The 24181-nt window shown below is 64.6% G+C and carries 28 protein-coding genes and 1 tRNA gene; 1 reads left to right on the top strand and 28 read right to left on the bottom strand.

Annotated features, from left to right (window positions below; genetic code table 11):
- From HPDFL43_RS08760 to HPDFL43_RS08630, 27 genes are all read right to left on the bottom strand, one after another.
- Positions 1–1485 carry a sheath protein gene (locus HPDFL43_RS08760; protein WP_007196955.1) on the bottom strand — a complete coding sequence of 495 codons (1485 nt, stop codon included), beginning with the start codon at positions 1483–1485 and terminating at the stop codon, positions 1–3.
- Positions 1482–1706 carry a hypothetical protein gene (locus HPDFL43_RS08755; protein ID WP_007196954.1) on the bottom strand — a complete coding sequence of 75 codons (225 nt, stop codon included), beginning with the start codon at positions 1704–1706 and terminating at the stop codon, positions 1482–1484. Before HPDFL43_RS08755 ends, HPDFL43_RS08760 begins: the two co-directional genes overlap by 4 nt.
- 5 nt (positions 1707–1711) lie before the next feature.
- Positions 1712–2467: a hypothetical protein gene (locus tag HPDFL43_RS08750; protein WP_007196953.1), complete on the bottom strand. Its 756-nt coding sequence runs from the start codon at positions 2465–2467 to the stop codon at positions 1712–1714.
- A complete protein-coding gene (locus HPDFL43_RS08745; RefSeq protein WP_007196952.1) occupies positions 2467–2874 on the bottom strand; it encodes a hypothetical protein in 408 nt (135 codons plus the stop codon). Before HPDFL43_RS08745 ends, HPDFL43_RS08750 begins: the two co-directional genes overlap by 1 nt.
- 21 nt (positions 2875–2895) lie before the next feature.
- Complete coding sequence (locus HPDFL43_RS08740; RefSeq protein WP_007196951.1) at positions 2896–3222, bottom strand: DUF2190 family protein; 327 nt, start codon at positions 3220–3222, stop codon at positions 2896–2898.
- A gap of 86 nt (positions 3223–3308) precedes the next feature.
- Positions 3309–4961, bottom strand: coding sequence for a phage major capsid protein (locus HPDFL43_RS08735; protein ID WP_040449153.1), 1653 nt, complete (start codon positions 4959–4961; stop codon positions 3309–3311).
- Positions 4962–5042: 81 nt separating this feature from the next.
- Entirely contained in the window at positions 5043–5669 is a 627-nt protein-coding gene (locus tag HPDFL43_RS08730) for a hypothetical protein (RefSeq protein WP_007196949.1), read from the bottom strand.
- Positions 5662–7191 carry a phage portal protein gene (locus HPDFL43_RS08725; protein WP_007196948.1) on the bottom strand — a complete coding sequence of 510 codons (1530 nt, stop codon included), beginning with the start codon at positions 7189–7191 and terminating at the stop codon, positions 5662–5664. Before HPDFL43_RS08725 ends, HPDFL43_RS08730 begins: the two co-directional genes overlap by 8 nt.
- Positions 7191–7391: a phage head-tail joining protein gene (locus HPDFL43_RS08720; protein WP_007196947.1), complete on the bottom strand. Its 201-nt coding sequence runs from the start codon at positions 7389–7391 to the stop codon at positions 7191–7193. The genes HPDFL43_RS08725 and HPDFL43_RS08720 overlap by 1 nt, the downstream gene beginning before the upstream one ends.
- Complete coding sequence (locus tag HPDFL43_RS08715) at positions 7391–9400, bottom strand: phage terminase large subunit family protein (RefSeq protein WP_007196946.1); 2010 nt, start codon at positions 9398–9400, stop codon at positions 7391–7393. Before HPDFL43_RS08715 ends, HPDFL43_RS08720 begins: the two co-directional genes overlap by 1 nt.
- Complete coding sequence (locus HPDFL43_RS08710; RefSeq protein WP_169743243.1) at positions 9400–10026, bottom strand: winged helix-turn-helix domain-containing protein; 627 nt, start codon at positions 10024–10026, stop codon at positions 9400–9402. The genes HPDFL43_RS08715 and HPDFL43_RS08710 overlap by 1 nt, the downstream gene beginning before the upstream one ends.
- 208 nt (positions 10027–10234) lie before the next feature.
- Entirely contained in the window at positions 10235–10780 is a 546-nt protein-coding gene (locus HPDFL43_RS08705; protein ID WP_169743242.1) for a phage tail protein, read from the bottom strand.
- A gap of 165 nt (positions 10781–10945) precedes the next feature.
- Entirely contained in the window at positions 10946–11752 is an 807-nt protein-coding gene (locus HPDFL43_RS08700; RefSeq protein ID WP_007196943.1) for a hypothetical protein, read from the bottom strand.
- 280 nt (positions 11753–12032) lie between these two features.
- Positions 12033–13856: a DNA primase family protein gene (locus HPDFL43_RS08695; RefSeq protein WP_007196942.1), complete on the bottom strand. Its 1824-nt coding sequence runs from the start codon at positions 13854–13856 to the stop codon at positions 12033–12035.
- Positions 13853–14740: a DNA adenine methylase gene (locus tag HPDFL43_RS08690; RefSeq protein WP_040449151.1), complete on the bottom strand. Its 888-nt coding sequence runs from the start codon at positions 14738–14740 to the stop codon at positions 13853–13855. Before HPDFL43_RS08690 ends, HPDFL43_RS08695 begins: the two co-directional genes overlap by 4 nt.
- The gene (locus tag HPDFL43_RS08685) at positions 14737–16092 is read right to left on the bottom strand and encodes a DUF7146 domain-containing protein (RefSeq protein WP_007196940.1); all 1356 of its coding nucleotides are present in this window, start codon (positions 16090–16092) and stop codon (positions 14737–14739) included. The genes HPDFL43_RS08690 and HPDFL43_RS08685 overlap by 4 nt, the downstream gene beginning before the upstream one ends.
- Positions 16089–18356 (bottom strand): DNA cytosine methyltransferase, encoded by a 2268-nt coding sequence (locus HPDFL43_RS08680; RefSeq protein ID WP_007196939.1) that lies wholly within the window; start codon positions 18354–18356, stop codon positions 16089–16091. Before HPDFL43_RS08680 ends, HPDFL43_RS08685 begins: the two co-directional genes overlap by 4 nt.
- Positions 18353–18679, bottom strand: coding sequence for a hypothetical protein (locus HPDFL43_RS08675; RefSeq protein ID WP_007196938.1), 327 nt, complete (start codon positions 18677–18679; stop codon positions 18353–18355). Before HPDFL43_RS08675 ends, HPDFL43_RS08680 begins: the two co-directional genes overlap by 4 nt.
- Positions 18676–19272: a hypothetical protein gene (locus tag HPDFL43_RS08670; protein ID WP_007196937.1), complete on the bottom strand. Its 597-nt coding sequence runs from the start codon at positions 19270–19272 to the stop codon at positions 18676–18678. Before HPDFL43_RS08670 ends, HPDFL43_RS08675 begins: the two co-directional genes overlap by 4 nt.
- Positions 19269–19481: a hypothetical protein gene (locus tag HPDFL43_RS08665; protein WP_007196936.1), complete on the bottom strand. Its 213-nt coding sequence runs from the start codon at positions 19479–19481 to the stop codon at positions 19269–19271. The genes HPDFL43_RS08670 and HPDFL43_RS08665 overlap by 4 nt, the downstream gene beginning before the upstream one ends.
- Positions 19478–19924 (bottom strand): hypothetical protein, encoded by a 447-nt coding sequence (locus tag HPDFL43_RS21380; RefSeq protein ID WP_007196935.1) that lies wholly within the window; start codon positions 19922–19924, stop codon positions 19478–19480. The genes HPDFL43_RS08665 and HPDFL43_RS21380 overlap by 4 nt, the downstream gene beginning before the upstream one ends.
- A complete protein-coding gene (locus HPDFL43_RS08655) occupies positions 19924–20517 on the bottom strand; it encodes an MT-A70 family methyltransferase (RefSeq protein ID WP_040449149.1) in 594 nt (197 codons plus the stop codon). Before HPDFL43_RS08655 ends, HPDFL43_RS21380 begins: the two co-directional genes overlap by 1 nt.
- Entirely contained in the window at positions 20511–21467 is a 957-nt protein-coding gene (locus HPDFL43_RS21375; protein WP_007196933.1) for a ParB N-terminal domain-containing protein, read from the bottom strand. The genes HPDFL43_RS08655 and HPDFL43_RS21375 overlap by 7 nt, the downstream gene beginning before the upstream one ends.
- Positions 21464–21742 (bottom strand): hypothetical protein, encoded by a 279-nt coding sequence (locus tag HPDFL43_RS08645; protein WP_040449148.1) that lies wholly within the window; start codon positions 21740–21742, stop codon positions 21464–21466. Before HPDFL43_RS08645 ends, HPDFL43_RS21375 begins: the two co-directional genes overlap by 4 nt.
- A complete protein-coding gene (locus tag HPDFL43_RS08640; RefSeq protein WP_007196931.1) occupies positions 21742–22227 on the bottom strand; it encodes a hypothetical protein in 486 nt (161 codons plus the stop codon). The genes HPDFL43_RS08645 and HPDFL43_RS08640 overlap by 1 nt, the downstream gene beginning before the upstream one ends.
- 179 nt (positions 22228–22406) lie before the next feature.
- Positions 22407–22482: transfer RNA gene (locus HPDFL43_RS08635), tRNA-Met, on the bottom strand.
- Between the two features lie 20 nt (positions 22483–22502).
- Positions 22503–22748, bottom strand: a complete 246-nt coding sequence (locus HPDFL43_RS08630) for a hypothetical protein (protein WP_007196930.1) — start codon at positions 22746–22748, stop codon at positions 22503–22505.
- A 95-nt stretch (positions 22749–22843) separates the two neighbouring features.
- Here HPDFL43_RS08630 and HPDFL43_RS08625 point away from each other — a divergent pair, with 95 nt between their 5' ends.
- Entirely contained in the window at positions 22844–23470 is a 627-nt protein-coding gene (locus HPDFL43_RS08625) for an XRE family transcriptional regulator (RefSeq protein ID WP_040449147.1), read from the top strand.
- Here the strand turns inward: HPDFL43_RS08625 and HPDFL43_RS08620 are convergent.
- The gene (locus HPDFL43_RS08620) at positions 23433–24083 is read right to left on the bottom strand and encodes an SWIM zinc finger family protein (protein WP_007196928.1); all 651 of its coding nucleotides are present in this window, start codon (positions 24081–24083) and stop codon (positions 23433–23435) included. The two genes, HPDFL43_RS08625 and HPDFL43_RS08620, sit on opposite strands and share 38 nt — an antisense overlap.
- Positions 24084–24181 lie beyond the last annotated feature (98 nt).

The raw sequence follows: 24181 nt of genomic DNA, 5'->3' as shown, positions 1-24181 counted from the left end.
TCAATTACGAAACTGCGAGTAGGCGCGGGCCAGGCCCGAGAAAATGTCGAGCGGATTGGTGAAATCCATCGGGATCTCCGCGTCGACACGGTTCGGGTTGTCGGCGTTGCGGGTCACTGTCATGTCCCTCAGCGCCGTGGCGGAATTCTCCAGCACGCCGCGCAGTTCGAGATCCACATAGGCGTGATAGCATGTGGCCTCGATGTCCTTCGGCGTCGAGATCGAACCGACTCCGCCGGGATTGTCGTCGGCAATCACCTTGTTGGAATGCTCGAACGCCAGCTGCGCCAGTATGTAGCGCAGCGAATACATCAGCGCGTGCGGCTTCTGGATGTCGCGAAACGTCGTGTCTGGCACGCCCGACGTGGTGCGGGCATGGGTGATGATCTTGTCGACGGCCACCCTGCCATTGCCGTTGACGCTCCATGACGACATGCCGGCGACAAGAAAGGCGTTGCGCGTCGCGAGATCCGGCCAGTATGCGCCGGCCGACGGCGCGGTAAGACCTTCGACCACCAGGCCGGTCTGGTTGCGGTTCACATCGCCGGTCGCGCCACCGGCAAGCCAGGGCGCCACGCGCCCGATCATCGCCGCCACCCACAAGTAGCCGGGTTCCGCATGGCCGCCGGAGGTGAAGGTCGGAACCGCGCAAAGCTTCCATGTGTCCTTCCCCTCGCCATAGGAGATCAGATTGGCCTGGCTGTCCCGCTTGGGATAATAGGCGATGCCGAACCGCTGGTTGGCATAGCTCCACCGGCCCGACACTTCAGACAGCAAAGTGTCGTACTTGCCGACATTGGTGGCGTCGCCGAAGGCCGAGATCAGGAACGACCAGTCGTCTTCCTCGATCGCCGCATTGGCGGTGGCCGTGTCGGGCGTGCCCGCCCCGGCAACGCCTTCCGCAATTGTCAGCACACCGGTCAGCGCGTTCGAGCCGTCAAGCACCGGAACGCTGACGCCGATCTCGGCGGCATAGGCGCCGAGATGGCGCGCCGTCATGGTGACCACGTTGGTGGCCACCGTCGATGTGTAGGGCAGCGCATGACCCGACTGCGCATTGTCATAGGCGTTGATCGCCGCGTCGATCGCGGCCGCCACCGTGTCGGCGCTGTCGCCGGCGGCAATCGAGATCGACACCATCTCGCCCATGATCGAGATCATCCCGGTGCCGCCGCCTGCCGGCACGGTGCCGACGGTGATGGTGCGGGTCTCGGCAGTGCCGCTCGGCGCGATCGAGACGATATAAAGCGGGTGCGTCGGCGCGTTCTTGCGGAACACGGTCACCATCTGCTCGAGCATCGAGCCCTTGCCGGCCAGCGCACGCGCCTGGGAACGGCTTGCGCAGGAAACCTTGACATTGTTCGCCATCGACCCGGCGTCGGTCTTGTGGCCGTACATGATGACGGGCGCCAGGTCTTCGAACTGGCCGCCGCTCTCGACCGAGAATGCGAACAGCGGCGCGACCAGATTTGCAGGTACGCTCATTTGCGTGTCTCCCTTTTGGATCCGGCAGCAGCCGCCGGCTTGTCGGTTTCGGTTTCAGGTTCGGGCTGCGCAACATCGTCGACAGCCACCAGGGCCTCCTCGCTGATCAGTCGCGCGTAATAGCGGTTCGCCGGGTCGATCATCTTGCCGCACTCCGGGAATGCTTCGCCTTCCGTGGTGCGCAGCAGCGGCGCGCCCTCGGCGGGTTTGTAGGATTTCATCAGGGTCACTCCAGTGTGATGACGGCAGTTACGCCGGCATACGGATCAGGCTCGGCCTCCGGGTCCGGCTCGAAGTCCGGATCAGTCGACATCGTGATTTCGGTCAGGTCTGTGCGGGTAATCTGCGTGAACGCCGCTTCAAGCGCCGTCAGACGTGCCTTGGCATAGGAACCGTTCGGCAGGTTTGCGAGCAGCGTCGCGGCGGGCTCCGGCAAGCCGGCGGCATCGGCATAGACATCGTCTGGTGCGTGAAACGTCATGGTCATGAAAATCCGGCAGAACCGGAGATCGAGTTCCGGCACCGCATGCGGCTCGCAACTGATCTCGATCGGTGAGCCGATTCTCATCTTGCGGAACAAGGCGCCGTCAGGCCCATATTCAAGTGTCCGGCGGATCTGCGCCACCAGCGCGTCCAGCACGATCAGTGCCTCCGGATCTGTCGCGACAATCGCATCGACCGTTGGTCCGCCGTCTTCACCTTTGATCGATTCGGCCAGCTCCGCCACGAATTCCAGTGTTGCCATGGCCGCCCTGTCGTTCGACGCGGCAGCCGGCCCGCGCAACGTCGACGTGGCCTCACCCGAATAGATCGAGACCACCGGCGTATATGGCTTTGACAAGTCAAGATCGCCGATCGCCGGTCGCTTGCTGTCAAGCACATTCAGACCGGCCAGTGTCGGCGCCGTCGTCGAACCCGCCAGCGCCGAAGTGGGGCACAGGCACTCGATGGCAGCCAGCCGCAGCGCGGTTGAAAACAACATCAGGCAACCTCGCTTGAGCGATAGATCGAAATGATGACGGTTCCCGCTTCGTCGGCCTGCGGTGCCCGCATGGCCCACCAGGAGCCGTCGGAGCGCTGCACCCTGTCGCCGTCGACCAGGTTGATTGCAGGCCTGTCCATGGCCAGTATCGTGTCCTGCGCCACGTGCAGTGGCGTCCGCTCGGAACCGCTCACCCCGACCTGCATGCCCCCGCGTGCGTCCGGCACGTTGGTCATGATCTTGTAAGGAATCGCCAGCACATCGAATGACGCGCGTAATGGATCAACGACATATATCGATGAATTCGGACCACCCTGACGGATCACCGGCACAACGGTGATCGTCTCACCCATGACAGCACCAACCGTGCCACGCGCCAGCGCCGCGAGATCGGAGAAATCTGTCATGGGTGTTATCCTCCGCCTGGCTTAGGTCAGGCAGATCTTGCCAGTCGTGGCGGCGGAATCTGCCGGTTCGGAAGCAAAGCCGAACAGCGTGTTGCCGGATGCGGTCTTGTTGAACTCGGTTCCATCGGCCTTGAGATAGATAAGATCGCCGACCGCCCATGCTACACCAGCAGCCTTGATGGCCGTGCTGAAGACGCCGGAGCGCGCGATGGCGACATCGTCGCCTGCGGCGGCCGTCGCGGATGCGAAGCCGCGCAGATTGCCGATCACGACAGCAGCTCCGGAGACAACACCTCCGGACGGGGCGGCGACGGTCAAGACGTCACCGGGTTGCACATAATTTTTCATGGTCCTGTCTCCTGGGAGATTTGAGTTGAGAGAAGCACCGGCGGCAACGCCGCCGGCGTCTATTCAGGCATCAAGGAGAGCCGCGCTTAGGCGCCGACGTTCTTGTAGCCGAAGCGGAAATCCACGGCGCCAGCGCCGAAGTCGTGTTCGACCGACATCGCCATGCCCTGGCGACCGAACGGCGTGTCCAGCCGCACGCGCGGCGCTTCGTAGCCTTCCAGGTAGCCCCAGCGGTAATTGCTGCCAACGGACGGGTCCGCGAACAGATACCAGTTGTTGCCGGACACCTGCGCCGTATCGAACGGAGTGAGGCGCCCGGAAAACACATTGACCTCCGCAACCGTCGAGGGCGTAATGGTCCGCACCAGTGCTTCCGCTTCGGTGATCTTGTCCGGGCCAGTGAGGATCAGTGCAGGCGGGTTGGAAAGAAGCGGGTTGCCGTCAAGCGACTTTTGCTTCGCCATGGCAGCCCGCCCGAGCGCGACAGCCGCCACGGTGATAGCTGCGTTGGCGCCGGCCAGGTTGGTGTGCGATGCATGGAACACCGGGTTCCCATCGGCCAGTACACCATTGAGCGCCGATGCGTAGAAGGTGATTTCCTCGAACAGCGCGACGGTCTGGCCGTAGCTCGACAACATGTCGTTGATAGCGCCCAGATCGTCATTGATCATCAGCTGACGCGACACGGAAAGCGCCTTGGCGTAGGACAGCACGGACAGGGTTTCCTTGCCTTCCGACAGGGTGCCGTACTTGATTTCACCGTCTTCCGCGATCTTCTCCAGCAGCGGAAAATCACCCATCTTCACGGTGGTGTGAGGACGGAAGTCGCGGAAGTTGCGCTGGCGCGAGATCCGGCGATAGGTCGGCTGGGCCAGTGCATAGCGCTGTTCAAGTGTACGGTTCAGCGAGTTTTCCAGAATAATCGGGAAATCGCTGGTCGTGTGCGACGCCCGTTCGAAAAGCTCTTCGATCTGGCGCGGGTTGCGAGGGTAGCTTCGCTCCTGAGCACACTCCATCGCCAGGACGATCAGGCCGTCATTCATGCGCTCGCGCGCGCCGGCGCTGGGACCGGCGGCAGGAATCGGAGCGCCCATCCGGTAGGACAGCGCTTCGATCTGCAGGTTGCGCCGCGTTTCCTGTTCATCCCGCTGGACCCGCACCGGATCTGTGCGGGTGCCGTTCTGCTGCGACGTCATGTGGTCGAAGGCGCGCTGGCGGAACGCATCAAGCGTCATGCCTGACCGGATTGCCTCCTGGATGACATCCGTCGCCATGCCGGCGCGGGTTCCGACATCGAGAATGTCGGCGGAGCGGGCCGCGTCATTGACGCTGGTGTTAGTGGCGTTCGGCTGGTTGTTCGGCTGATTGCGGGTCGCCGGGTCGCCAAGCGCTTCCTCGTCGGCAATTTCCTTGCGCTTCGTGGTAATCAGGGCCAGCAGTTCCGTATGCTCTCCTTCAATCGATCGTGCCGCATCGGGCACGGTGTCATCCTTGATTTCGGCGATCTTGGCTGCGGCCTTTTTTGTCAGGCCGTCGAGGTCCGCACGCAGGGCGATCAGCGCCGGCCATGCGTGCTGCATGTTGTCCAGCAGCGACACGCGAAGCATCTCTCCGTGGCTGGACCAAAAGTCGGCGGGTGCCGCCATGGCATCGGTGGCTGCAAAGCCCATGATGCCCAGCGCCAGAAGAGGGAAGACGGCAAGCGCAAGGGCTACCGCCACAAAGCGATAATTTTTCATGATGGTTTCCTTTAGTGATTGCCTGGCCCAGGGGCTGGTGTAGGGCACCGCGCATGGCGGGTTTGGCGGCAGCGGGTCTGGCTACCGAACAACTTCAAAGTGCCGCTGCTGCATTTCCATGCGCAGCCGGCGAACTGAATTCAGATGTGCTGAACAGAGATCGACCCGGCAGGAGAAAAGCTCGTCATCGCTGCCGCTCCTGACCTGGGCGCCGGGATCGAAACCCACAGGCACGGCCGATATCTCCATCGGCTCCCAGTCGATCACCCGGTGGAGTGGAACCATCCCCTCGCGCTGGGTTTTCTCGACGCCATGGATCCGATAGGCAACGGAGACATTCCGCACGGTACCTTCGATGATCTTGGCAACGCGGTCGAGTGTACCGGCAGCCTTGGAAAGCTGGATCCGGGCCGTGCCGACGCCCTTGGCAATCTTGGCCGTACCAGCGACAACCGAACCGATCACCGCATCAAGGCTGTAGCGATCATGCGTATCGAGGAACGGCGCGCCGGCGTTCAGTCGATCGAGCCGGACCGCCTTGTCACTGACCACCAGCTCCTCGTCGAACTCACCTTCCATCCAGCTTACGCGGCGGCCGGTCGACCCGGTTGTCCACACCACCTCGATCGTGTTGTCCTGCTCGTCGTAGGAAGCGGCGCGGATCTCCGCGTCCCGCTGCATCTTTGGCAGGCGGATCAGTTCAGTCATTGTCGCTTGCTCCTGTTTGCTCTTCCCGCGGCGCGGCGGCGCCGTTGGCCGGGCGCCTTGGATCGATGTCGAACATCAGGCCCTGCAACGCGTTCTGATCACAGAACTTGAAGAATGCGTCGAAGTCGGTAACGACCTTGCGCCAGTCGCGGCCCCATGCCGAAATGAATTCCTGTGGCGACATCCGCCCCGACCGGACCGCAAGGATATCGGCTTCCATGTCCTTCTTCGGGTCGATGGGCTCGACGGCCGGCATGACATAGTCGACGCGGTATCCGTCCTTGCGCCTGGGCAGAATTCCCGCCATCACGGCTGTATTCTCGAACTTCCTGTCGATCGGACGGCAGAACATCGGAACGACCATGTGCCACTGCATCTGCTCCACCAGCCGGCGGAACTCGATCTTGCCGGCCCGGAGGCTCGAGTAATTGGCCTGGCGCAGGTCTCCGGTCAGTTGGTCATAGGTCAGGCCTGCGCCTGCGGCCATGGCCATCATGCCTGCGAGATAGGCCTCACCGAACACTGAGGTGCCCGACGGATTCGCAAAACTGATCTCGTTGTTTCCGATATCCTGGATCTGCCCGGGTCGGATCTGGGTGACCGTCTGCGACTTGCCGTCGCCGCTTTCCGTGGTTTCCGTGGCAAAGGGATTTGCCTCGCCAGGCGCGCGCCTGATGAAGCCGGCGAAGCTGGCCTGGACCTTCTGCTGGACGATCGCCGCGTCCATCAGGTCCTGTATGTCCCGCCCGGTCATCAGGATCGGCGCGAACACCGGAACACCCAGGAGCTGCCCGAACCGCAGCGGCCGATAGAGGTGGCACAGATCGTTCCATCCAACCAGCGTTGAAGCCTCGATCCTGGCCACGCCCTGCTCGCCTGGATGGGTCTTGTGCAGGTAAATACCGAGGCGCTGATTCCATTCGCCCAGTTGAACCCCGAGGCGCACTCGCTCGCCGGTCGTGTTCCGGGTCACGCCCGACAAGGTATCGCGGGTCATGTCGATCTGGTCGCCCTCGATGCCCTGCAACCGGAGCGGCACGATCCGGCGGCGCCTGTCGGTGTCGCTGTCCGTCAGATGACGGATAACACTGTTGCCGCACTCCGCCATCGAGCGCAACGCCATGGCCTGCTGCCCGCCGTAGTCGAGCACGCCTTCGATATCGCTGTTTTCTTCCCACTCTTCGCGGGCGAGGCGATAGACCCTGTCCGCCCGGTCGGAGCCCGTGTTCGGGACGGTCATGATGCCCGTCCCCACGACATGCGACGTGAGAACGTCGAGGATGCGCTGGCCCTGCCAGCTGTTGCGAACGAATTCGCGCGATCGCGCCATCAAAAAGGTGAGCGATCCCGAGACCTCCGTCGCGGCCGACGTGTTACGCCCGCGCCACCCCGCGTTTCGTCGCCCCGTGCCAGCCGCTGCGTACTCCCGCTTTGCGGTCTGATCGAGCAGTTGCCGGGCACATGCTCTTTGCAGGCCGCTCACGGGCGAGAAAAAGGCGACTGTCTTGTCGACGATGTTCATCAATAATCGCTCTCATACTGGGCATACATGGCGCCGCCACGGGCGCTCGATGGATTGACTTCCGCCGCGATCAGGTCGCGAGCCTTCAGCATGTCGGCGACGCTCTGGTATTCCACCTCGTGCGTCTGGAAGCGCACCCGCTTGGCGCCGGACGCGATGGCCTTGCTGATCTTGTCGAGGTCGTCTTGTGTCCACGCCATCAGTCGTCCCACCATCCGGTTGCATTCGAGATCCAGCCGTCGCCGTCATCTTCGACCATCGGTCGTTCGGCGTCCCGCGCCGGCGCCGGCCCCGGTTTCGGCGCGACTGGGGCGACGCTCGCCACCTTCACAGGCTCCGGCGCAAACATGTCCGGATTGGCAATTTCGTCAGGCACGCCGCGACGACTGGCAAGCGTGGCCCACTGGTCGCTCGTCATCCGCGACACGCCGAGATAATCGGCGAGCGCGTAGTTGTAGACCCTGCAGTCGAACAGGTGGTTTTCTTCGCCATTGCGAACCTTCCACACCCGCCGCACGCGGCCTCGATAGTTCTCGTTTGACAGATACTCCGACGTGATCTGCCTGAAATAGACTTCGTCCATCCAGTCGCCGAAATGGCCGTAGCCGGCAGGATCAACATCCTTGCCCGCAGCCACGCCTTCCTTGCGCAGGTCCGCATAGATCGCGCCCTTCAGCGGCCATGTGCCGACACCCCAGACCATGGCGCCGCGGCGAACCCGCTGGCCATTGAAGTTGATGTCGACAGGCGAAGGCGCGCCTATCGCCGGTTTCGACCAACCGTCAAGACCCTTGAGCGCGAATGTCGCCGCCTTGCCGCGAACCCAGGTGTAGACGATATGGCTTCGATAGCCCGAATCAACACCGAAGCTGTCAACCGCGCGGGCGCCGCCGAACGCGTCGGGCCACTGCGCCTGGCGGATCTCCTCGAGGCGGGCAAACGCCCCGCCGTGCGGGTCGTCGGTAGAGCCCTCGATATAGCCGGCATCCACCGTCCAGTTCTCGCGGTTCGATGCCCACGCGACGATCTCGTACCAGATGCCGTTCATCTGGACGTCCGCCGCGCCTGTCAGGATCAGCCCCCGCGCCGGGATGTGGCCGCGCTTCAGGTCCTTCTCGCGGCGCTCCATCAGCCGGACATGGTCCGGCGCGTCGCCCTTCATTTCGTAGGCAAGACCGAGCGTCAGGTTGTAGAACGCCTTCATCTTCATCGGATCGCCTTCCGCGCCGATGAAGCGCGATGCGATCTTGTCGAAGGGCACGAAGGGCGATGACAGCGCGTCGAAGTGATAGCCGCGAATGGCGCCCGGGCGCGGATCGGTGGCGATCCAGCGCCCGCGCTTCATCACCGAGACCTTGTCGGCATCCTCGATTATCGAGCCGCAGCACGGCGTGGCGTAGTGCGCCTCATGCGGCCATTCGGCCTTGAACCGGAAATACTTCCGGTCGAACTCGTATTTGAACATCTCGCCGCAGCCGGGGCACGGCATGTGCCAGTAACGCTTGTCGGAGCGCTCCCATTGCGCGTCGATCCGCGAGACGGACTTGATCGTCGGCGTCGAGACATAAGCCCGTAGCCATTCGCCCGACATCAGGAACGATTCCTGCCGGGCTTCGATCATCGACATCGGATCGCCCTGGCCGTCCAGGTCGTCCGGATATTCGTCAATCTCGTCGCACAGCGCGATCTTGACCGTCTTCGACCGCAGGTCGGCGGCCGAGTTGGCGATCGCCAGCGTGATCGAGCCGCCCTGGAATCGCTTGGACGTGACCGTCGATGCGTCGCCTGACCGGCTGGTCTGGGACCTGATCTTCGCCGCAAGCACCGGCGACTGCTCGAGCGTCGGCGTCAGCTTGTCCTTGTTGAAGTCGGCAAGCGCGCCCGAGGTGGGCTGGACGATCATCACCCGGCACGGGTCCCGATCGATGATATAGGCCGCTGCGGCAAGCAGCATGGTGGTGAAGCCGGTCTGGGCGGACTTCCTGACCGCTATTTCGTTGACGCCGGAGCCGGCCACCATCAGGTCAAGCGGCTCGACGATGTAGGGCGTCTGCGACGGGTCCCACAATTCGCCGGCGCGCGGACCGTCGGCGACGATCATGATCTGGGCCGCCAGTGCCGACGGCGTCATCAACGGCGGCGGTGTGATCAGCGCGGCGAGCGTGCTGGCAACGATTGCCAGCGGGGAGCGGCTGAGCATGATTTTCATCAGGCAAGGCCCTGGAACAGATCGATGTCGATTTCCGCTTCAAGACCGCCCGCCGCCTCGACCTTGCGGCCTTCCTCGGCCAGCAGCCGCAGCGCATCGCCGATGGCAACGCGCTGGGCATGGATGACCTTGCGGATCTCGCGCCGCGCTGCAGGCTCTCCTTCGCGGGCAGCTATCGCCAGGTCCGGCGCCGCCCGAAGCATCAGGTCAAGCACCGACAGGATCTTTTCTGCCGCCACCACCATGGCGTCCTCGACGCCGCCGGGACCGGAGACCGGCACCAGCTGGCCGGTCCGCTCGGCATAGTCCAGCGCCTTCATCCGCGCTTCGTAGCGCACTCGCTCAAGCTGCGCGTCGCGCATGCCGTCAGGAGCCGGAAGGGGCTTGGCCGTCTGTTCCTGCCTTGCGGCCCGCACCGTCTCGGCCGCCGCCTCGCGGGCGGCATCGCCGAAATCGCCGACGGCCCTGTCGTACTCGACCAGGTCGACCAGCGTTTTCTTTCCGTCGCGCCGCGGCGTCACCTTGCCGTCAGCCTCAAGCAACTTGACGCGCTTCGAGACCGCCTGGTGCGACACGCCCTTGCGCCGCGCGATCTCCGATACTGTCAGCCACACACCGTCCGTCATTGCATCGTTGCCCGAAGGCATCCTTTCATCAAAGCCGCAACCCGCAACGCTGTCGCCGCAACCGCCGCAACCATCGCAACCCGGCTTTTCAACTCGAAATCCTAGCGAAATTTCGGGGTCGTCCCGCCCCGCGTGCTGTTAGAGGGGGGAAGGACCCGCGAGGGGTGGGGGTGGCCCTGGCCTTGTGTCACACACTCATCGGGCAGGATTAGCGCGCCGAGCGTGGGATAAGCCGGTTGATCTCGTGCAGCAGGCGGTCGGCGAAGTCGCGGTCCATAAGGGATTGCGCCAGACGCTCGAACTCGCCGTGCCGGTCTTCGCCCATCGCATGAGCCGGGTTGGCGCCGTAAAGTTCGCGCACCGGGGTGCGGCTCTTGCCCTTACGGATCAGCACCGCACGGCCACCGGAGATCTTCGAAGTGGCGATGAACGCCCCTGCGTATGACCCTCTGCCGCGAACCCGCACACCACGAGGCGATTTGACCGCACCGAGCGCCGCCAACGATATCCACTTCGACCGCAGCCTGATCTCGACATCGTCGCCGGTCAGCTTCATCTGAGCCGCGTCGCGGGTGAAGCGATAGGGCAGGCCCGAATACTTGGCAGCAAGGCGCGCCACCTGGGTGCGCGCCTTCTTGCCGGTGTGGTTGACGGCCGATCGAAAGGCCTTGGCCTTCAGTTCCGCAGGCAGGCGATGGATCGCCGCGCCGAGCACGCGGAAATCGCGCGCGTCGATGCCGAGTTCAACACTCACAGCCGGACGCCTCCGCAATGGCAGCATTCGCGATGGCGGGCTTTGACCGCCGGGATCATGGCAACCTCCATCGGGAACGAAAAAACCCGCCGGGGCCGCCAGCGGGTTCGAAAGTCTGATTTCCTTTTCAGGGTGAGATGACCATTGTCAACTTCTCTCCGCAGGTCAAGAAAAAAGCGACACGGCGTGAGGGGGGTCCCCCTGCCCTTCCAGTCCGGCAACAGCCGCCCAAGGCGCGAGCGTGGGCACTTCGGCAGTCAATTGATGGCTTGAAAGCCACGCAGCCACGTACCGCGCCACATGGCGAACGGCCAAAGCCCAGACGGTGCGGCGGAAACGGTCGATCGCCAGGCCTTCCACATCATCGGTCAGCCGGTATTTGCGATAGGCGCCCGGCTTGGGCCGCTGACTGCGCGGGTTGAACCCGTCGACCTCGCGTTCGACAGGATTGCCATAGGCGTCCTTGCCCGCCATCTTCATGAACCATGCCGGCTTGCCGCCGCGCGTGATCATCGCCCGGCCCGGCTCCTCGCCGCGCCAGTCGGGCTTGCGGCCGAGCACAGCGCGCGCGATCAGCATGGTCTGGATCTCCTGCCCGGTGATCGCCGCCAGCCTCGGACGGATGCGCGCCACAGTCTCCGCCACCAGCCCGTCGGTGTCCGCCCACTCCGGAAAAGGCGACCAGCCGTCCGAAATCCAGACGCCCAGCGAGGAAAGAGCGGCAACCGCTTCGCCGACGATCACAGCGTCGGGATGAGGATCACCTTCATCGAAACTGACCGGCACCACGCCATAGCCGTTTGTCGGAGCATCGATCACGGTGCCGAGGATGCCGAGATTGTAGACCAGACCCCATGACGACGCCACGGATGCGCTCATCCCGGCCCCTGCCCGCTCCGCCTTCGGCAGTTCGTGCCGATAGGCCCATTCGAGAAGCTCGACAATTCCGATCTGTTTCCCGGTCTGTTTCATGGCGTTTTTCCTTCTCTTGAGCCTCTGCACCAGTTTTCACCAGTTTGCGATAGTTTAAGCGATAGTTTTTCTATATGTATTTCAATGGTTTGCACCACTTGCACCAGTTTTTGACGCCTATACGCATATGGTTTTTTCTCTCCGCCGTTTTCTCCCATGTGTATAGGGGCGGCAAAACTGGTGCAGACTGGTGCAAGCCATTGATTTCATTCCCCCAAACCCCCTTGAAGAACTATCGCAAACTGGTGCGCGACTGGTGCAACTGGTGCAGGTTTCAACCTCATATCGGCGGGATCTCGTCCCAATGTGAGGGCGGAGCGCCGCCGCCGTCGCCCTCGCCACGCGGCACGTTCTCCAGCGCCACACCCAGATAATGGTTGGTCCGGCCTTCCTCGCGCTCGAACTTGCGCTTCATGATCAGCCCAAACCGCGTCAGCGAGATCGGCTTGCCGCCCTGGTCGACGGTGTAGTTGACATAGGCGTGGTAGAAATCCTTGGCGGTGAGCCGCTCCCCGGGCGCGATGCGCACGCAGGCGGCGCAGAAGGCGGCGGTCGGGTCCATCTCGTCGCGATAGTCCTGGGTGGCGCGGGCCACCGCGTCAGGTATCACCAGCCCCTCCTCGAGGAACATCCGCATGCCATCGATCAGCCAGTTGAGGATGCCGGGAAACTCGGTCTCGAACTCGCCCATTACATCCTCGAAATCGCGCTGCTGGTCGGCGGACAGCTGCACCGGCCAGTGCACCACGCACATGCGCCGCCAGATGCCGTTGTCCATGCCGGTGATGCGCGGATAGCCGTTGCCGCTCATATGCGGGGTAAACAGCGGGTCGAAATCGAAATAGCCCTGGTGCAGGTCGCGCGCTGTGATCGCCTCGCCGCCGGTCACCTCCTTGACGAGGTTCTCCTTCAGGTCCTCGCCCACCGGCAGTTCCTTGACGCGTAGGAATCGCCGCCCGTAGAGCCGGGCGATATCGGGCGAGGCCGAGCCGCCGGTGTTGCTTTCGCCGATGAAGGAGGTGGCGGGCAGCGTCACCGAGGCCGAGCCCAGGAGCCGGCAGATCACCTCCATGGCGACCGACTTGCCGTTGGCGCCCGAGCCGTAGTGGAAAAACAGCTTCTGCACGGTGACGCCGACCAGGCCGAGTGCGAAGGCGATCTGCACCAGCTTGCGCACCAGCGGGTCGGGCAGCATCTGGGTGAGAAACGCCTCCCATTTCGGGCACGCCGCATCGGGATCGAATTCAACCGGCACCAGTTGCGTAATCAGATCCTCGCGGCTGTGCCCCTTGCGCACATCGACCACGGCGCGGATCTCTTCGCCATCCTCCTGGGCGTCGGACTGCGCCGGCACCACCACCGTCCGCCGCCCGAACTTGATCGTGTGGTTGAGCGTGGCGAAGGAATAACGATCGGCGTTGAAATCGTCCGGATCTCGCATGATGTGCGGCGCTGCGCAGGAGAGCATGGCGTTCATCTTCGCCAGGTTCTTCGAACCGACGGCAAAGGAGGCCCGAGCGGCGCGGCGTTTCCCCCACGTCTTCGCAGCCTCCTCGGCCATGCGCTTGGCCTTTGTCTCGGCCTTGCCGAGATCCTCGTCAGGCTTGTCCAGAAACTGGCCGCCGGCGTCGAGCGCGGACTGCTCATCCGGCGTCGGGCCGAGATGCTCGACCTCCATCATGATCAGGTCGCCGAGCTGCTGCGCCAGCGCCAGCGCCCGTGGGCCGCCATTGTCGGTGTCCCAGCTCGCCCCGGTCCACACCGCATAGAACGGGCTCTTGGCCTTGGATTGCGTGACCACCAGCAGGTCGGAGCCGAAATGGGAAAGCAGCCGCTTGGCGTTGTCGGTGTCGGAATGATCGAGGAGCGAACAGGCCTCGACGATGTCGGCCAGCGACGGTTGATCAGGATCACGCGAAAAAGCGCCCTTTTTCCTGCCGTTGTCCGGTTTTTTGCGCATGGCACCAGTTTCACCACCGCGAGCCAAGCCCAAAGAGGGGTCCGGGGATTTGGATGCATGCACATCACCGGGCGCATCATCAGGCGGCTGATGCCCCATGGCGTCAAGCATGGCCTGGACGGCGGGCGGTATGTGCTGGTTCATTGTGCGACCTCGGCAAACAGCGGAGAGCCCGCACCGCCGGCGCGCGCATCAAGGCGCGCGGCACAGGCCGGGTTGATCCACAGCACTTCGGTCCGCTCGCGCGCGCCATCTGCCAGCGCCAGGCGCTCAACCCGCCGCCAGTCCGGCATTGAATTGTCGTAAAGCTTCGCCGGATAACCCGACAGGACCACCATCCCCGCCAGGCCGCGCAACGCCTCGAGCAGTTCGACATGATCGTCGACATTCATTTCGTGGCGGTATCGATGCTTCGGATCATGCGGGTTTCGCCGGTTTCGTGTCTCGGGGAGATAGGGCGGGTCGACATAGTGCAGCGTCTCCGGGCTGTCGTGGCTTGCCATGATCTGCAGGGCCGGACGGCGCTCGATGATGACGCCGCGCCACCGCTCGACAATCGCCGGCAGGCCGTCCGGATAGTTCTCCCAGTCGCGCGCCGGCGTGGTGCCGCTGCGCATGGATGACGCCCGGAAGCCGGTGGTCTTGTGGCCACGGCCCATATCGGAATGGGCGTTGGAACCGAAACCCATGAAGGACCGCGCAATCAGCCGCCGCGCGCGCTCCACCGGATCGGTGCAGACATCCCATGCCTGTTCGAAGTCAGTGCGGGAAAACGGCGTCAGCTCCAGCTTGAGCCGCAATTGCGCCGCCGCCTTGTCGTCCCGCAGCACGCAAAACAGGTTGACCACCTCGTCATCAAGATCGTTGTAAATCTCGGCATAGGCCCGCTGCTTGCGCAGCAGCACCGAGCCCGCCCCGCCATACGGTTCGACATAGACCCGATGGTCGGGAAAATGGCCGATGATCCATGGCGCCAGCAGCCATTTGCCGCCATGCCAGCGCAACAGAGGCCTGGTTATTTCTTTCACGCCACTTCACCCCTCAGCCCATCGAGTATCGTCTCCGCCCAGTCCTTGCCCGCCGGCGGCCACAGCACCGGCACCCGGGCCTCGGGCGCCAGCAGCCGGGCGCGGGCCTGGGCGCGCGCCATCATCGTGGCCGTCCAGTAAGGCTCGGAATCGCCGTCGCCGAGCAGCAGGATCTCGGCAATGTGCGGACCAACCGGAAAGCCCTCATCAAGCTTCTCCGGGTCGGGGTCCGGGCTTGGCAGCATCACCGGCCGGGCCACGCCCTTGGCGTCGATCTTCGTCTCGCTCGGGTGCTTCCAGCGCCCGGTGCGGGCCGCAGCACCGGCCAGATTGCCGATGTCGCCGGCGGCGGCGTAGAAGGTCGATCGCGCCAGTTCCTCGTCCTGGCGGAACTCCTTGCCGAGCCAGGCGCAGACATTCTCGATGCCCTCGCCCACCACCCAGCGCGTGGCGCTCATGTCGCCGGCGATCGGCAGCAGCCCGCCCTTCTTGGTGCCGCGCATCTTCTTGGTCGGCAGGGCCTCATAGAAGCCGGCATCGAGATCGGCCGGCGCCGGCCAATGCTGCGTGGGCGGCCCGGCGCGGTCTTCGCGCCCGGCCTCCGCGCCGGCCCGGGTCAGGCCGTAGAGCAAGGGGCGGTGTTTCGGCGCGTTGCTCGCGTCGATCCATGTCTGGTGGATGCCGATGATCTCTCCCGCGCCATCGACGAAGGGCAGCACCATGGCAGGTCCGCACCAGATGTCGCGGGCAAAGCCGCGCTCGTCCCTGCCGTGCCAATAGGTGAGCTTTTCGACGAACCGCGCCGCATGCAGCAGGACCATGCAATCGAGCGGCAGGCCCGACCGCACCGCCAGATAACGCGCCGCATCGGTGCCGCCGATTCCGGGATAAGCCGCATCGTAAATGCCGCGGCACCTGGCCAGTTCCTTCTCGCGGAATTCGCCCGACGCCTTGTCGCGCTCCTCAGCCTCCGCCTCCGCCCGCGCCTGAAGCGCCTCGGCCTCGGCGCGGAGTTCGGCGCGCCGCTCATCGCTGATCCGCTCCGCCCCGTCGGGCACAGCCTCGCCCAGCACCAGGCCGCAGGCCTCGAGGAATTCCTCGCGGCGATTGAGATCGAGACCCTTGAGATGTGCCGCCATGCCGATCGCGTCATTGCCGCCGACCGAGCCGCCCCTGCAGTTCCACTTGTTCTTGGCGGTGTTGAGCGCAAACCGGTCCTTGCCGCCGCAGCGCGGGCACGGCATCGCCTGCTCGGCCTTCCGGCCCGAAAGCGCCAGCCCCAGCCGCGGCGCGCCTTCGGCAAGCGTGACCTCGCGGGCGCGGGCGACGAAGAGGTCGAGGATCTCGCTCATTCGGCGGCCTCGGCAAATGCCGCCAGATGCGGGACGTTGGCCCGCGTGATCGCCTCCGCTAAGGGAGGGCAGACGCTGTTGCCGGCGCGGCCCACCTGGTCGGATTGCGAGAACACGCGGCCCTCAAGATCGCGGTCGATCCGGTAGCCGTGCGGGAACCCTTGCGCGTTGAACAGCTCGCGCGGGATCAGCATGCGCAGGCCGATGTCGACCATCACCAGCGTCACCATGCCGGCGTCGGTGGCCACGTCGATGGTGACGAATTCGCGCTCATCCCAGAAGCCATGGGCGCGCAGGAACGCCGCCACCTCGCGGGCCCGCTCATGGTGCTCCGGCCCGAAGGGCGGAGCCGCCAGCGCCGCCCGGGTCAGGCAGAACCGGTCCTTGGTGGTCACGGTGTGCAACGGCTCTGTCGCCTCCTGCCCGTCGCCGGTGCCGTAATACTTGACCAGCGCACCGGCCACGACGCCGGTCTTGTTGACATCGGTCGTTATTGTGCCGGTCGGCTCGCTGGCGTCATGGCCGACGGATGCGCCAAACTGGCGCGTCACATGAGCCGCCACCACCGCCGCCTGCCCGCCTCCGGTGCAGGCCACCCGTGCCGGTTCGTCCGCCCCGCTGGCCCGGCGCTCGCTACCCTTCATCGAAAGCATGCTGGCCGCGACAACGCCCTGTTGCGCGCCCGAAGCCGTGACGGTCGACACCGGATCATCGGCGGCCCGGCCCGGATTGACCCCGCCGATGCGGCGGCTGTCATTGTTGTGCTGCGCCATGTAGGCCGCCACCGGCGCATGTTTCACGCCACCGGCCACCACGGTGCCGAGCGGCGCGGCAGGATCGAGCGAGCGAGGGTTCTGCCCTTCCCGCTCGCCATAGCCGGTCTGTGCCAGCGAAGCCGCAACACAGGTCAGCCCGGCTCCGCCGGCGGTCACAGTGTGTGTGGGTTCGTCCGCGCCCTGGAATGGCTTGCCGGCGTTGCGCATGGTCATCAGGTGCGGCGCCGCGACGCATGTATCGGCCTTGGCGGTCACCGTCGCCATGGGTTCGTCGCCGCCGCGCGGGCGGCTCTGCCCTGCCCGTCCGCCGCATCCGGCCAGCACCGGCGCTACGACGCCGAGCGGAGCCGCGCCGCCGGGGCGCTTTTGAAAGCTGTTGGCCGTCACTGTCGGCACAGGTTCATCCATCCCCGCGCCGGTGGCGCCTGAATTGAACCGGGTCAGCGATGGCGCGACCACTGCATGCTGCACGCCACCCACCGTCACGGTGTGATACGGCTCATCAACCGGATATTCCCGCCGCCCGCCGCTGTCGCCGTGGGCAATCGACACCATGGTCGGAGACACCACGGCCTTCTCGCCCCGGTTGGCGCAGGTCACGGTGCGCAGCGGATCGTCGACGCCTTCCAGGCGCGCCCCGTGGGTCAGGTTGACCAGAAACGGGAGATGAGCGTCGAGCACGTAGCGCTTGATGCCCCGCGCCACCCGCGCCATCGTGTTGTCGGCGAGGGGCCGCACGGCGCGCAGGCCATAGCGTTCGAGGATCATCGCCCGCGTGTCGAAGATCGACGGACAGGCAATGTCCCAGTCGATCACGTCATGCCCGGCGGTCAGCCAGGGCTGCAACCTGCCGGATTTCACCTCGTCGCTGTCCGGCTTGCCGTGGCTCGGCTCCGGCCAGACGATTTTCTTGCCGTCAAACCGGATGATGATGAACACCCGCTTGCGGATCGTCGGCGCTCCATAGTCGCAGGCGCGCAGTTCGCGCCATTCGATCCTGCCGCCGAGCTGTTTGAGCTTTTTGCACCAAGCCTTGAATGTCTCGCCCTTGCGTTCCGGATCGGGCACCAGCCCCTTGTCGGTGGTCAGCAGCGGGCCCCATGTCTGGAATTCCTCGACATTCTCGATCGCCACCACGTCGACCCTGCCGCCCGATTTCTGGATCCGCTCGATCCAGCCGGGGATGATCCATGCCAGGTCGCGGATGTTCCGCTGTACCGGCGCGCCGCCCTTGGCCTTGGAAAAGTGCTTGCAGTCGGGCGAAAACCACGCAAACCCGATATGGGCGCGATTGAAATGGTCGAGGGGGTCGACCTGGTAGACGTTCTGGCACAGATGCACCGAATCCGGGTGGTTGACCGCATGCATGGCGACGGCCACCGGATCGTGGTTGATGGCATAATCCGGCGAGCGCCCCAGCGCCATCTCGATGCCGGTGGAAGCCCCGCCACCGCCGGCGAAACAGTCGATGATCAGCGGGCGGGTCACTGCCCCGCCCCCACGCTTTCGCCCTGCACCGCGGCCAGGTCATCGCTCGATGCCACCCGCAAACGCCCGGTGCGCACCAGCAGGTCGATGGCCGTATCGAGCGCGTGCACGTTCGCCATGGCCTTCACCCAGGTGTCCCGGCCATGGGTGATGAAGGGCGTGCCCGGCCGCGTGCCGCGCAGCTGGTAGGCGTCGGTGATCGAGCGGACGTTTTCCATGGTTTCCGGGTCAAGCCCGTGCGCGATCGCCGCCTGGCGGCACTGCCAGAGATCCGGCGCGATGATGTAGAGCGGGCGCGGCTCGCGGGCGACATGGGCCATCATTGCGCCGCCCTCCGGTTGAGGATGGAAAGCCGCCGGTGGCCGACGGGGGTGACGACGACCAGCTGATGCTGGCCGGGGCGCAGGGTGCGGGCGATAAGCCCTCGCGTTTCCAGCGCCTGCATGCGCCGCCGCGCGGTCTCGATGCCGAAGCCCATGGCCTGGCAGAGTTCGCCATTGGTGAGTTCGAAACCCGCGTCCGGCCCGGCACCGGCTGCAACCCGCAGCGCGTCGATCGTCAACAGCGCATCGTCGAGCGTGCGATCCACCGCGGCGCTGTCCACCGGCCGCTTGAGCAGCAAGGCGGTGCGGCTGCCGCGCGTGTCGTCGGGATCTCCCTTGATGCCGACCGGCGGACAGCAGCGCGTGGCCAGCCGCGCGACATCATCGACCGGGAGATCGACCGCCGCGGCGATCGGGCCGTCGCCAAGTCCCAGCTCGCGCATCATCAGCACGGCGCTCTGCCGCTCCGCCATCGGCAGAGCCGCAAAATGCGGCGCGATCGCCTCCGGGCTGCCGAACGACCCCACGGGCTCAACCGCGGCAATGTGCGGAAACGGCCCGACAAACCATGAGCTTCCAAGTCCGGCGTTCATCGCATCTTCTCCGGTGGGGCCGCGCGCAGCGCACCGGTCTGCGCGCGCACAAGGTCGAGCACCGTGGCCACGCGGGCCGGATGCAGCGACACGATCGCGCCGATCTCGTCATGATCGAACCCGGCCTGCCACAGCGCCACGATGCCCAGCTGCTTGATCTCGGACGGGAACCCCCTGGCCGGGCTGCCGACATGCAAATGAACGCTCATTGGTTTGTCCTCGCGCTGTCGCCTGCGGCTTCGCTCCGGACGGGACGGGCAACGATGCCCGACGCCCGGTCGGGCTTGCCGCCTCCGGCGGTGTTGATCCTGCGTTCACTGACCACCATGCCGCCGGTGGCGGCGGCGAGGCTCGAATCGATGCCCGCCCGCGCGCCATGGCGTTCCGCCCACTGGACAAGACGATCGCAATCCTCGAGCGACAGGCCGACGAGATCGCCTTGCAGCCGCCGCGTCTGGAACGCCCATTCGAGCGACGAACGGTGCTTGCGCGGCTCGAACCATTGCCCGATCACCTTGGCCCCGGGAGCGAGATCCCGCACGCCGGCAAGAGTGGTGACGACAGCCACCCAGGCGGGCGCCGCCTCGACGCCGAGGACGGCCAGCACGGCGCGGGCTGGATGGTTGGTTACGATGGTAAGACGGGCTTGCATCACGCCACCTCCCCGAATTTGTCGGTCTGGTTGCCCCAGACGCTCCAGCCGGGCCGCGAAGCGCGCGCGAACAATTCCAGCTTGGGCACGTCCCCGGTCAGCCTTGTGATCGCATCGGCGAAATGGTCGGGCTTGCGCGAATGTTCGCGGATGCCTTCCAGATGCACCTGCGCCTCGCCCTTGGTCAGCCGGTCGTAGCCCTTGCCACGAGTGGCGAGCCAGCACTGTTCCATGCCGGAGCGGGTGTGATAGCCCAGCCCCTTGCGCACCGAGCCGGAGTCGGCGAACAGATATTGCTGCCCGGCTGCGCCCTTGATCTTGATCCAGCCGAAGGCGACGGTCTTGTAGGTAAACCCCCAGGCATTGATCAGCTGCAGCGCTTCGGGCAGCATCGGCTGCACCACCCACATGAACAGCGCCGCGTCGGGCGCGGCGATATCGGCCACCGGCAGCGCCGCGATGGCGTCGAGATCCATGCAGTCATAGTGCTGGGTCGCGCCGCGATCCTCGCCGCGATGCGACCAGGGCGCAAACCGCCAAGGTGGATCGGCATAGATGACGTTGAACGGGCCGGGCGGGAACGGGATCAACAACCACCCTCCCCGGCCTTGATGAATGCCGCCTTGGTCTTGAATACCTCGTCGAGCCGGTCCTGAAAGTCGGACATGAGCAGCCGGTAGACGGGTGCGGTTGGCCTGCCGTCACGCTTTGCCTGGCGATAGCGATCCTCGGCTCTGGCCAGTGCCTCGCCGAGGCCCTCCCGATCAAGAAACGACGCGAGCGAACGAACCGCGCCAGCCGCTTCGAGCCAGTCGTCGAGCGCCTCGACTGCGCTGTACCAGCCGCGCAGGGCCGAATAGGTCCATATTCCAACCTCCGAGCCGCCCTCGCGGCTGGCTTTGAGGCTCCCAAGCGCCACCTCCATGACGGTTAGAGAAGAGCGGGAAACGGCCCCGTCACGCTCGATCCGTTCGCGCACCCATTGCACCGCGTAGATCTCGCCCGGCTTTCTCTCGGTAGCGGTGCGGTTGGAGGTCATCAGCCGACATCCGGCCCGCGCAATTGCCCGGTCGGCTTCGACCGCCCAGGGAACGCCGGCCGCAAGGCTGGCGCGCAACACATGAAACGGCGTGATCGCGGTGACATTGCCGTTGATGCCCATGAAGGCGCGGGCCTGGCCTTCCACCGGGGCCTGGACAACGCGCACCGGCACCTTGTCGATACCGACCATCGCCGCTGCATGCACACGGTGCTGACCGTCAATGACCGAGAACCTCCCGTCACCCACCGGGGCAATATCGACCACCGTGAACAGGCTCCAGTCAAATGCCCGCGCAATCCGGCCGATCGCTTCCCAGTTGTGCCGCTGCAACGGCCGCTGGTAGCGATCGTCAATCCGGAGTTTGGAGATCTCCACCCAGCCGAGATGCGGGCGCTCGCCCCGCACCACAGGTTTTGCCATGGCGGCGGGAATCGTGACGCAGCGGAGAACCGGCGCATCACGGCCGACGGGCGGCGGTGCGGGATGTTGAGGCCCGCTCATTTGCCAAACCTCGCCCGCCGCGCCCGCAAAAACCGCGCCCGGCCCTCGACCGCATCCATGGCGGCGACATCGGCCAGCGCCAGGTGACGCCCGGCGGAGCGGAACGACGGCACGGCATCACCGGGGAAGACGTGAAGCGGCAGGCGATCAGGGCCCAGCATCGCGCGCGGGACGCCGATGGCCTGTTTCAGTTGCTGGCGGTGCAGATCGAACAGCCGCGCCACAGCCCACGCACCGGACGACTGATTGACGGGCGGGTGAAGCTTATTCCCCATCAAGCGCCCTCCCCGCCGACGATCCGGATCTCTCCGGCACGCACCCGGGCCAACGTCTGACGAAAATCGGCAAGCCCGCGCTCGAGCACGGAGACTGCGCGATCGACGGAGATTGCCTCGGCGGCGGTCACCTTGCCATCCGCCAATGCAATGGCGCCGGCGCTCATCATCTCGCCGGCATGGCGCACCGTTTCGGCATAGGCCGACAGCACATCGGCGCTCGCGCCGGCGCCCTCGCTCTCGTCGATCAGGCGGCGGCCATTGAGTTCGGCCATCACGCTGGTCACCAGCGCCACACCGCAATGCTCTTCCAGCACCAGCACCGCGTTGAGCGGCATCAGGTCGGTGTCCTGGGCGTTGTTCCATCGACCGACATGGCTCTTTGAAAAGCCGGAGATTTCGGCGGCGCGCTCGATGCCGCCGGAAAGCGCGATCAGGTCGCGCTGCGCCGCCTTGATGCGGTAAAACCAGGAATTCCTGAGCATCGGACACACCTTTCCCGCGCCGGGAAAACCCGGCGTCGTTTCCCATGGTGGGAAGAGTTCAAAACTGGTCAGATCATCGGGTGATCAAGGAGGACCCGACGATGCAAATGGAACACCCGCCCCGCCGCTGCAGGCTCTCCGTTCGTAGACGCGCAAGTCAGCGGGCGCGCTCGGGTATCTGGTTGCAGGGCCCGGATTCGAACCGGGGACATCCTGGGTATGAACCAGGCGGGATAACCGCTTCCCCACCCTGCGTTGAACTTGAACCGGGCCGCTCATTCCGCAGCCTCCGGAAACTTCTCGGGGCGATTGACCTTGAGCCAGTCGAGCCGCGTGTCGTGCATGTCCGTGGCGGTCACCTGCCCGTCAGTGCGACGGGCAATGACCTCGACCAGATCCGCGTCCGCACGGGTCTCTCCGGTCTCGTAACGCTGATAGGTTCTGGCGCTCGCCAGCCCGAACAGGGCGGCGCACTCGGTCAGCGTCTTTATCTGGGTCAATCGCCATTGTGTGAGCTTCATGGCGCAAATATAGCGATATTCGCCATATATCTGTCAACCGATATTTGGCGTATAACGCTATATTTCGGGTTAGCGAAATTCGCTATATTTGTAACATGTTGAGATTAAAGACAATTCGCAAAGAGCGTCGCATGACGCAAGCCGAAGTTGCTGAGCGGCTCGGACTCGATTTGACCAATTACAACCGGCTGGAGAACGGAAAGGTCGAGTTGACCTACAATCGCATGCGTGAGCTGGCGGACATTTTCAACGTCGAACCGGTGGACCTGATCAGCGATTCCAGCGGCGTTCGGACCGTCCGTGTCCGCGGATGGGTGGAAGCCGGCTCATGGCGCGAAGCCTCGGAATGGGACGAACAGGATTGGTATGATGTCGCGGTGCCGGCAACCCCCGGCCTCTCGACGCTTTCCCTATATGGCGCGGAAACCCGTGGTCCATCGATGAACCGGGTATACCCGGAAGGCACCGTCATCATCTTCACATCGATGATTGAGCGGCCGGAAGAGCTTGAAGTGGGCAAGCGCTATGTCGTCGAGCGGGAAAAATCCGACGGGCTGCGCGAAGCGACGGTCAAGGCTCTCGCCCGCGACGAGTCCGGGAATCTCTGGTTGATGCCCGATTCGAACGATCCGAGACACCAGGAACCGATAGCCTTGGGCGGCGACGCCGGTGATATTATCCGCATCATTGGGCGAGTGGTCTATTCGGTGCGCCCGGAATAGGCGCCAATCGCTCTGCCTCATCAAGGAAAACCGGCAACCCCCGGTCGAGGCTCCCGAACGTTCCTGTCTTTTTCCCCCGAACGATCCATGGTCGGGACCTTCTCTCGCCACGGACCTCTTCTATCGATCCGTCACCCTGCTCAACGATCGTGTAGACATACTCCTGGTACTCAAGCGACACGGCAGGCCACTTGCGCGGCTGTCCGCTCTTCGTCTTCTTGAACAGGCCTAGCACCTCGTCACCGTCTACGCCCGTCGCACCGCACTCCAGATGCCATCCCAGCCCGCGCAGCTTTTCCCCATATCCGGCAACCACCGCATGGAGGTCAGGATAACCATGAATGGCCGCCCGCTTGGCGGCGCGCGGCACATGGCGCAATGCGCGAGCGATCAGCGGGCTGCCCGCAGCGAGCACGCGCAGTCTTTCCACATCCTGTGCCGGTGATTGCAGAGATGAGATCTCTCCGACAAGCAGCGCGGCTGCATGCTTGCAGAACTGCCCGCCCAGCCCGCCAGCCGGGCAGGTGCAATACATCCGCAGGTCGATTCCCGCGCCCTCGGCGGTAACCTGATACGGCGATCTGGCAGACCCCTTCACTTCAAATCTAAGCATCTGATTTCAATCCGGAATTGCTGCACTTCCGTATGCTACCAGCGGTATGCGACCGCGATAATAGCGATTATCGCCATATTCTGGCTTGACATTTTATA

This window comes from Hoeflea phototrophica DFL-43 (assembly GCF_000154705.2).
GTDB classification, from domain to species: Bacteria; Pseudomonadota; Alphaproteobacteria; order Rhizobiales; family Rhizobiaceae; genus Hoeflea; species Hoeflea phototrophica.
This window is presented reverse-complemented; position numbering and strand designations above follow the sequence as displayed.

Coding starts and splice junctions, on each gene's coding strand:
- HPDFL43_RS08760 (WP_007196955.1), bottom strand. CDS start 1,485: ATGAGCGTACCTGCAAATCTGGTCGCGCCGCTGTTCGCATTCTCGGTC.
- HPDFL43_RS08755 (WP_007196954.1), bottom strand. CDS start 1,706: ATGAAATCCTACAAACCCGCCGAGGGCGCGCCGCTGCTGCGCACCACG.
- HPDFL43_RS08750 (WP_007196953.1), bottom strand. CDS start 2,467: ATGTTGTTTTCAACCGCGCTGCGGCTGGCTGCCATCGAGTGCCTGTGC.
- HPDFL43_RS08745 (WP_007196952.1), bottom strand. CDS start 2,874: ATGACAGATTTCTCCGATCTCGCGGCGCTGGCGCGTGGCACGGTTGGT.
- HPDFL43_RS08740 (WP_007196951.1), bottom strand. CDS start 3,222: ATGAAAAATTATGTGCAACCCGGTGACGTCTTGACCGTCGCCGCCCCG.
- HPDFL43_RS08735 (WP_040449153.1), bottom strand. CDS start 4,961: ATGAAAAATTATCGCTTTGTGGCGGTAGCCCTTGCGCTTGCCGTCTTC.
- HPDFL43_RS08730 (WP_007196949.1), bottom strand. CDS start 5,669: ATGACTGAACTGATCCGCCTGCCAAAGATGCAGCGGGACGCGGAGATC.
- HPDFL43_RS08725 (WP_007196948.1), bottom strand. CDS start 7,191: ATGAACATCGTCGACAAGACAGTCGCCTTTTTCTCGCCCGTGAGCGGC.
- HPDFL43_RS08720 (WP_007196947.1), bottom strand. CDS start 7,391: ATGGCGTGGACACAAGACGACCTCGACAAGATCAGCAAGGCCATCGCG.
- HPDFL43_RS08715 (WP_007196946.1), bottom strand. CDS start 9,400: ATGAAAATCATGCTCAGCCGCTCCCCGCTGGCAATCGTTGCCAGCACG.
- HPDFL43_RS08710 (WP_169743243.1), bottom strand. CDS start 10,026: ATGACGGACGGTGTGTGGCTGACAGTATCGGAGATCGCGCGGCGCAAG.
- HPDFL43_RS08700 (WP_007196943.1), bottom strand. CDS start 11,752: ATGAAACAGACCGGGAAACAGATCGGAATTGTCGAGCTTCTCGAATGG.
- HPDFL43_RS08695 (WP_007196942.1), bottom strand. CDS start 13,856: ATGAACCAGCACATACCGCCCGCCGTCCAGGCCATGCTTGACGCCATG.
- HPDFL43_RS08685 (WP_007196940.1), bottom strand. CDS start 16,092: ATGAGCGAGATCCTCGACCTCTTCGTCGCCCGCGCCCGCGAGGTCACG.
- HPDFL43_RS08675 (WP_007196938.1), bottom strand. CDS start 18,679: ATGATGGCCCATGTCGCCCGCGAGCCGCGCCCGCTCTACATCATCGCG.
- HPDFL43_RS08670 (WP_007196937.1), bottom strand. CDS start 19,272: ATGAACGCCGGACTTGGAAGCTCATGGTTTGTCGGGCCGTTTCCGCAC.
- HPDFL43_RS08665 (WP_007196936.1), bottom strand. CDS start 19,481: ATGAGCGTTCATTTGCATGTCGGCAGCCCGGCCAGGGGGTTCCCGTCC.
- HPDFL43_RS21380 (WP_007196935.1), bottom strand. CDS start 19,924: ATGCAAGCCCGTCTTACCATCGTAACCAACCATCCAGCCCGCGCCGTG.
- HPDFL43_RS21375 (WP_007196933.1), bottom strand. CDS start 21,467: ATGAGCGGGCCTCAACATCCCGCACCGCCGCCCGTCGGCCGTGATGCG.
- HPDFL43_RS08645 (WP_040449148.1), bottom strand. CDS start 21,742: ATGGGGAATAAGCTTCACCCGCCCGTCAATCAGTCGTCCGGTGCGTGG.
- HPDFL43_RS08640 (WP_007196931.1), bottom strand. CDS start 22,227: ATGCTCAGGAATTCCTGGTTTTACCGCATCAAGGCGGCGCAGCGCGAC.
- HPDFL43_RS08630 (WP_007196930.1), bottom strand. CDS start 22,748: ATGAAGCTCACACAATGGCGATTGACCCAGATAAAGACGCTGACCGAG.
- HPDFL43_RS08625 (WP_040449147.1), top strand. CDS start 22,844: ATGTTGAGATTAAAGACAATTCGCAAAGAGCGTCGCATGACGCAAGCC.
- HPDFL43_RS08620 (WP_007196928.1), bottom strand. CDS start 24,083: ATGCTTAGATTTGAAGTGAAGGGGTCTGCCAGATCGCCGTATCAGGTT.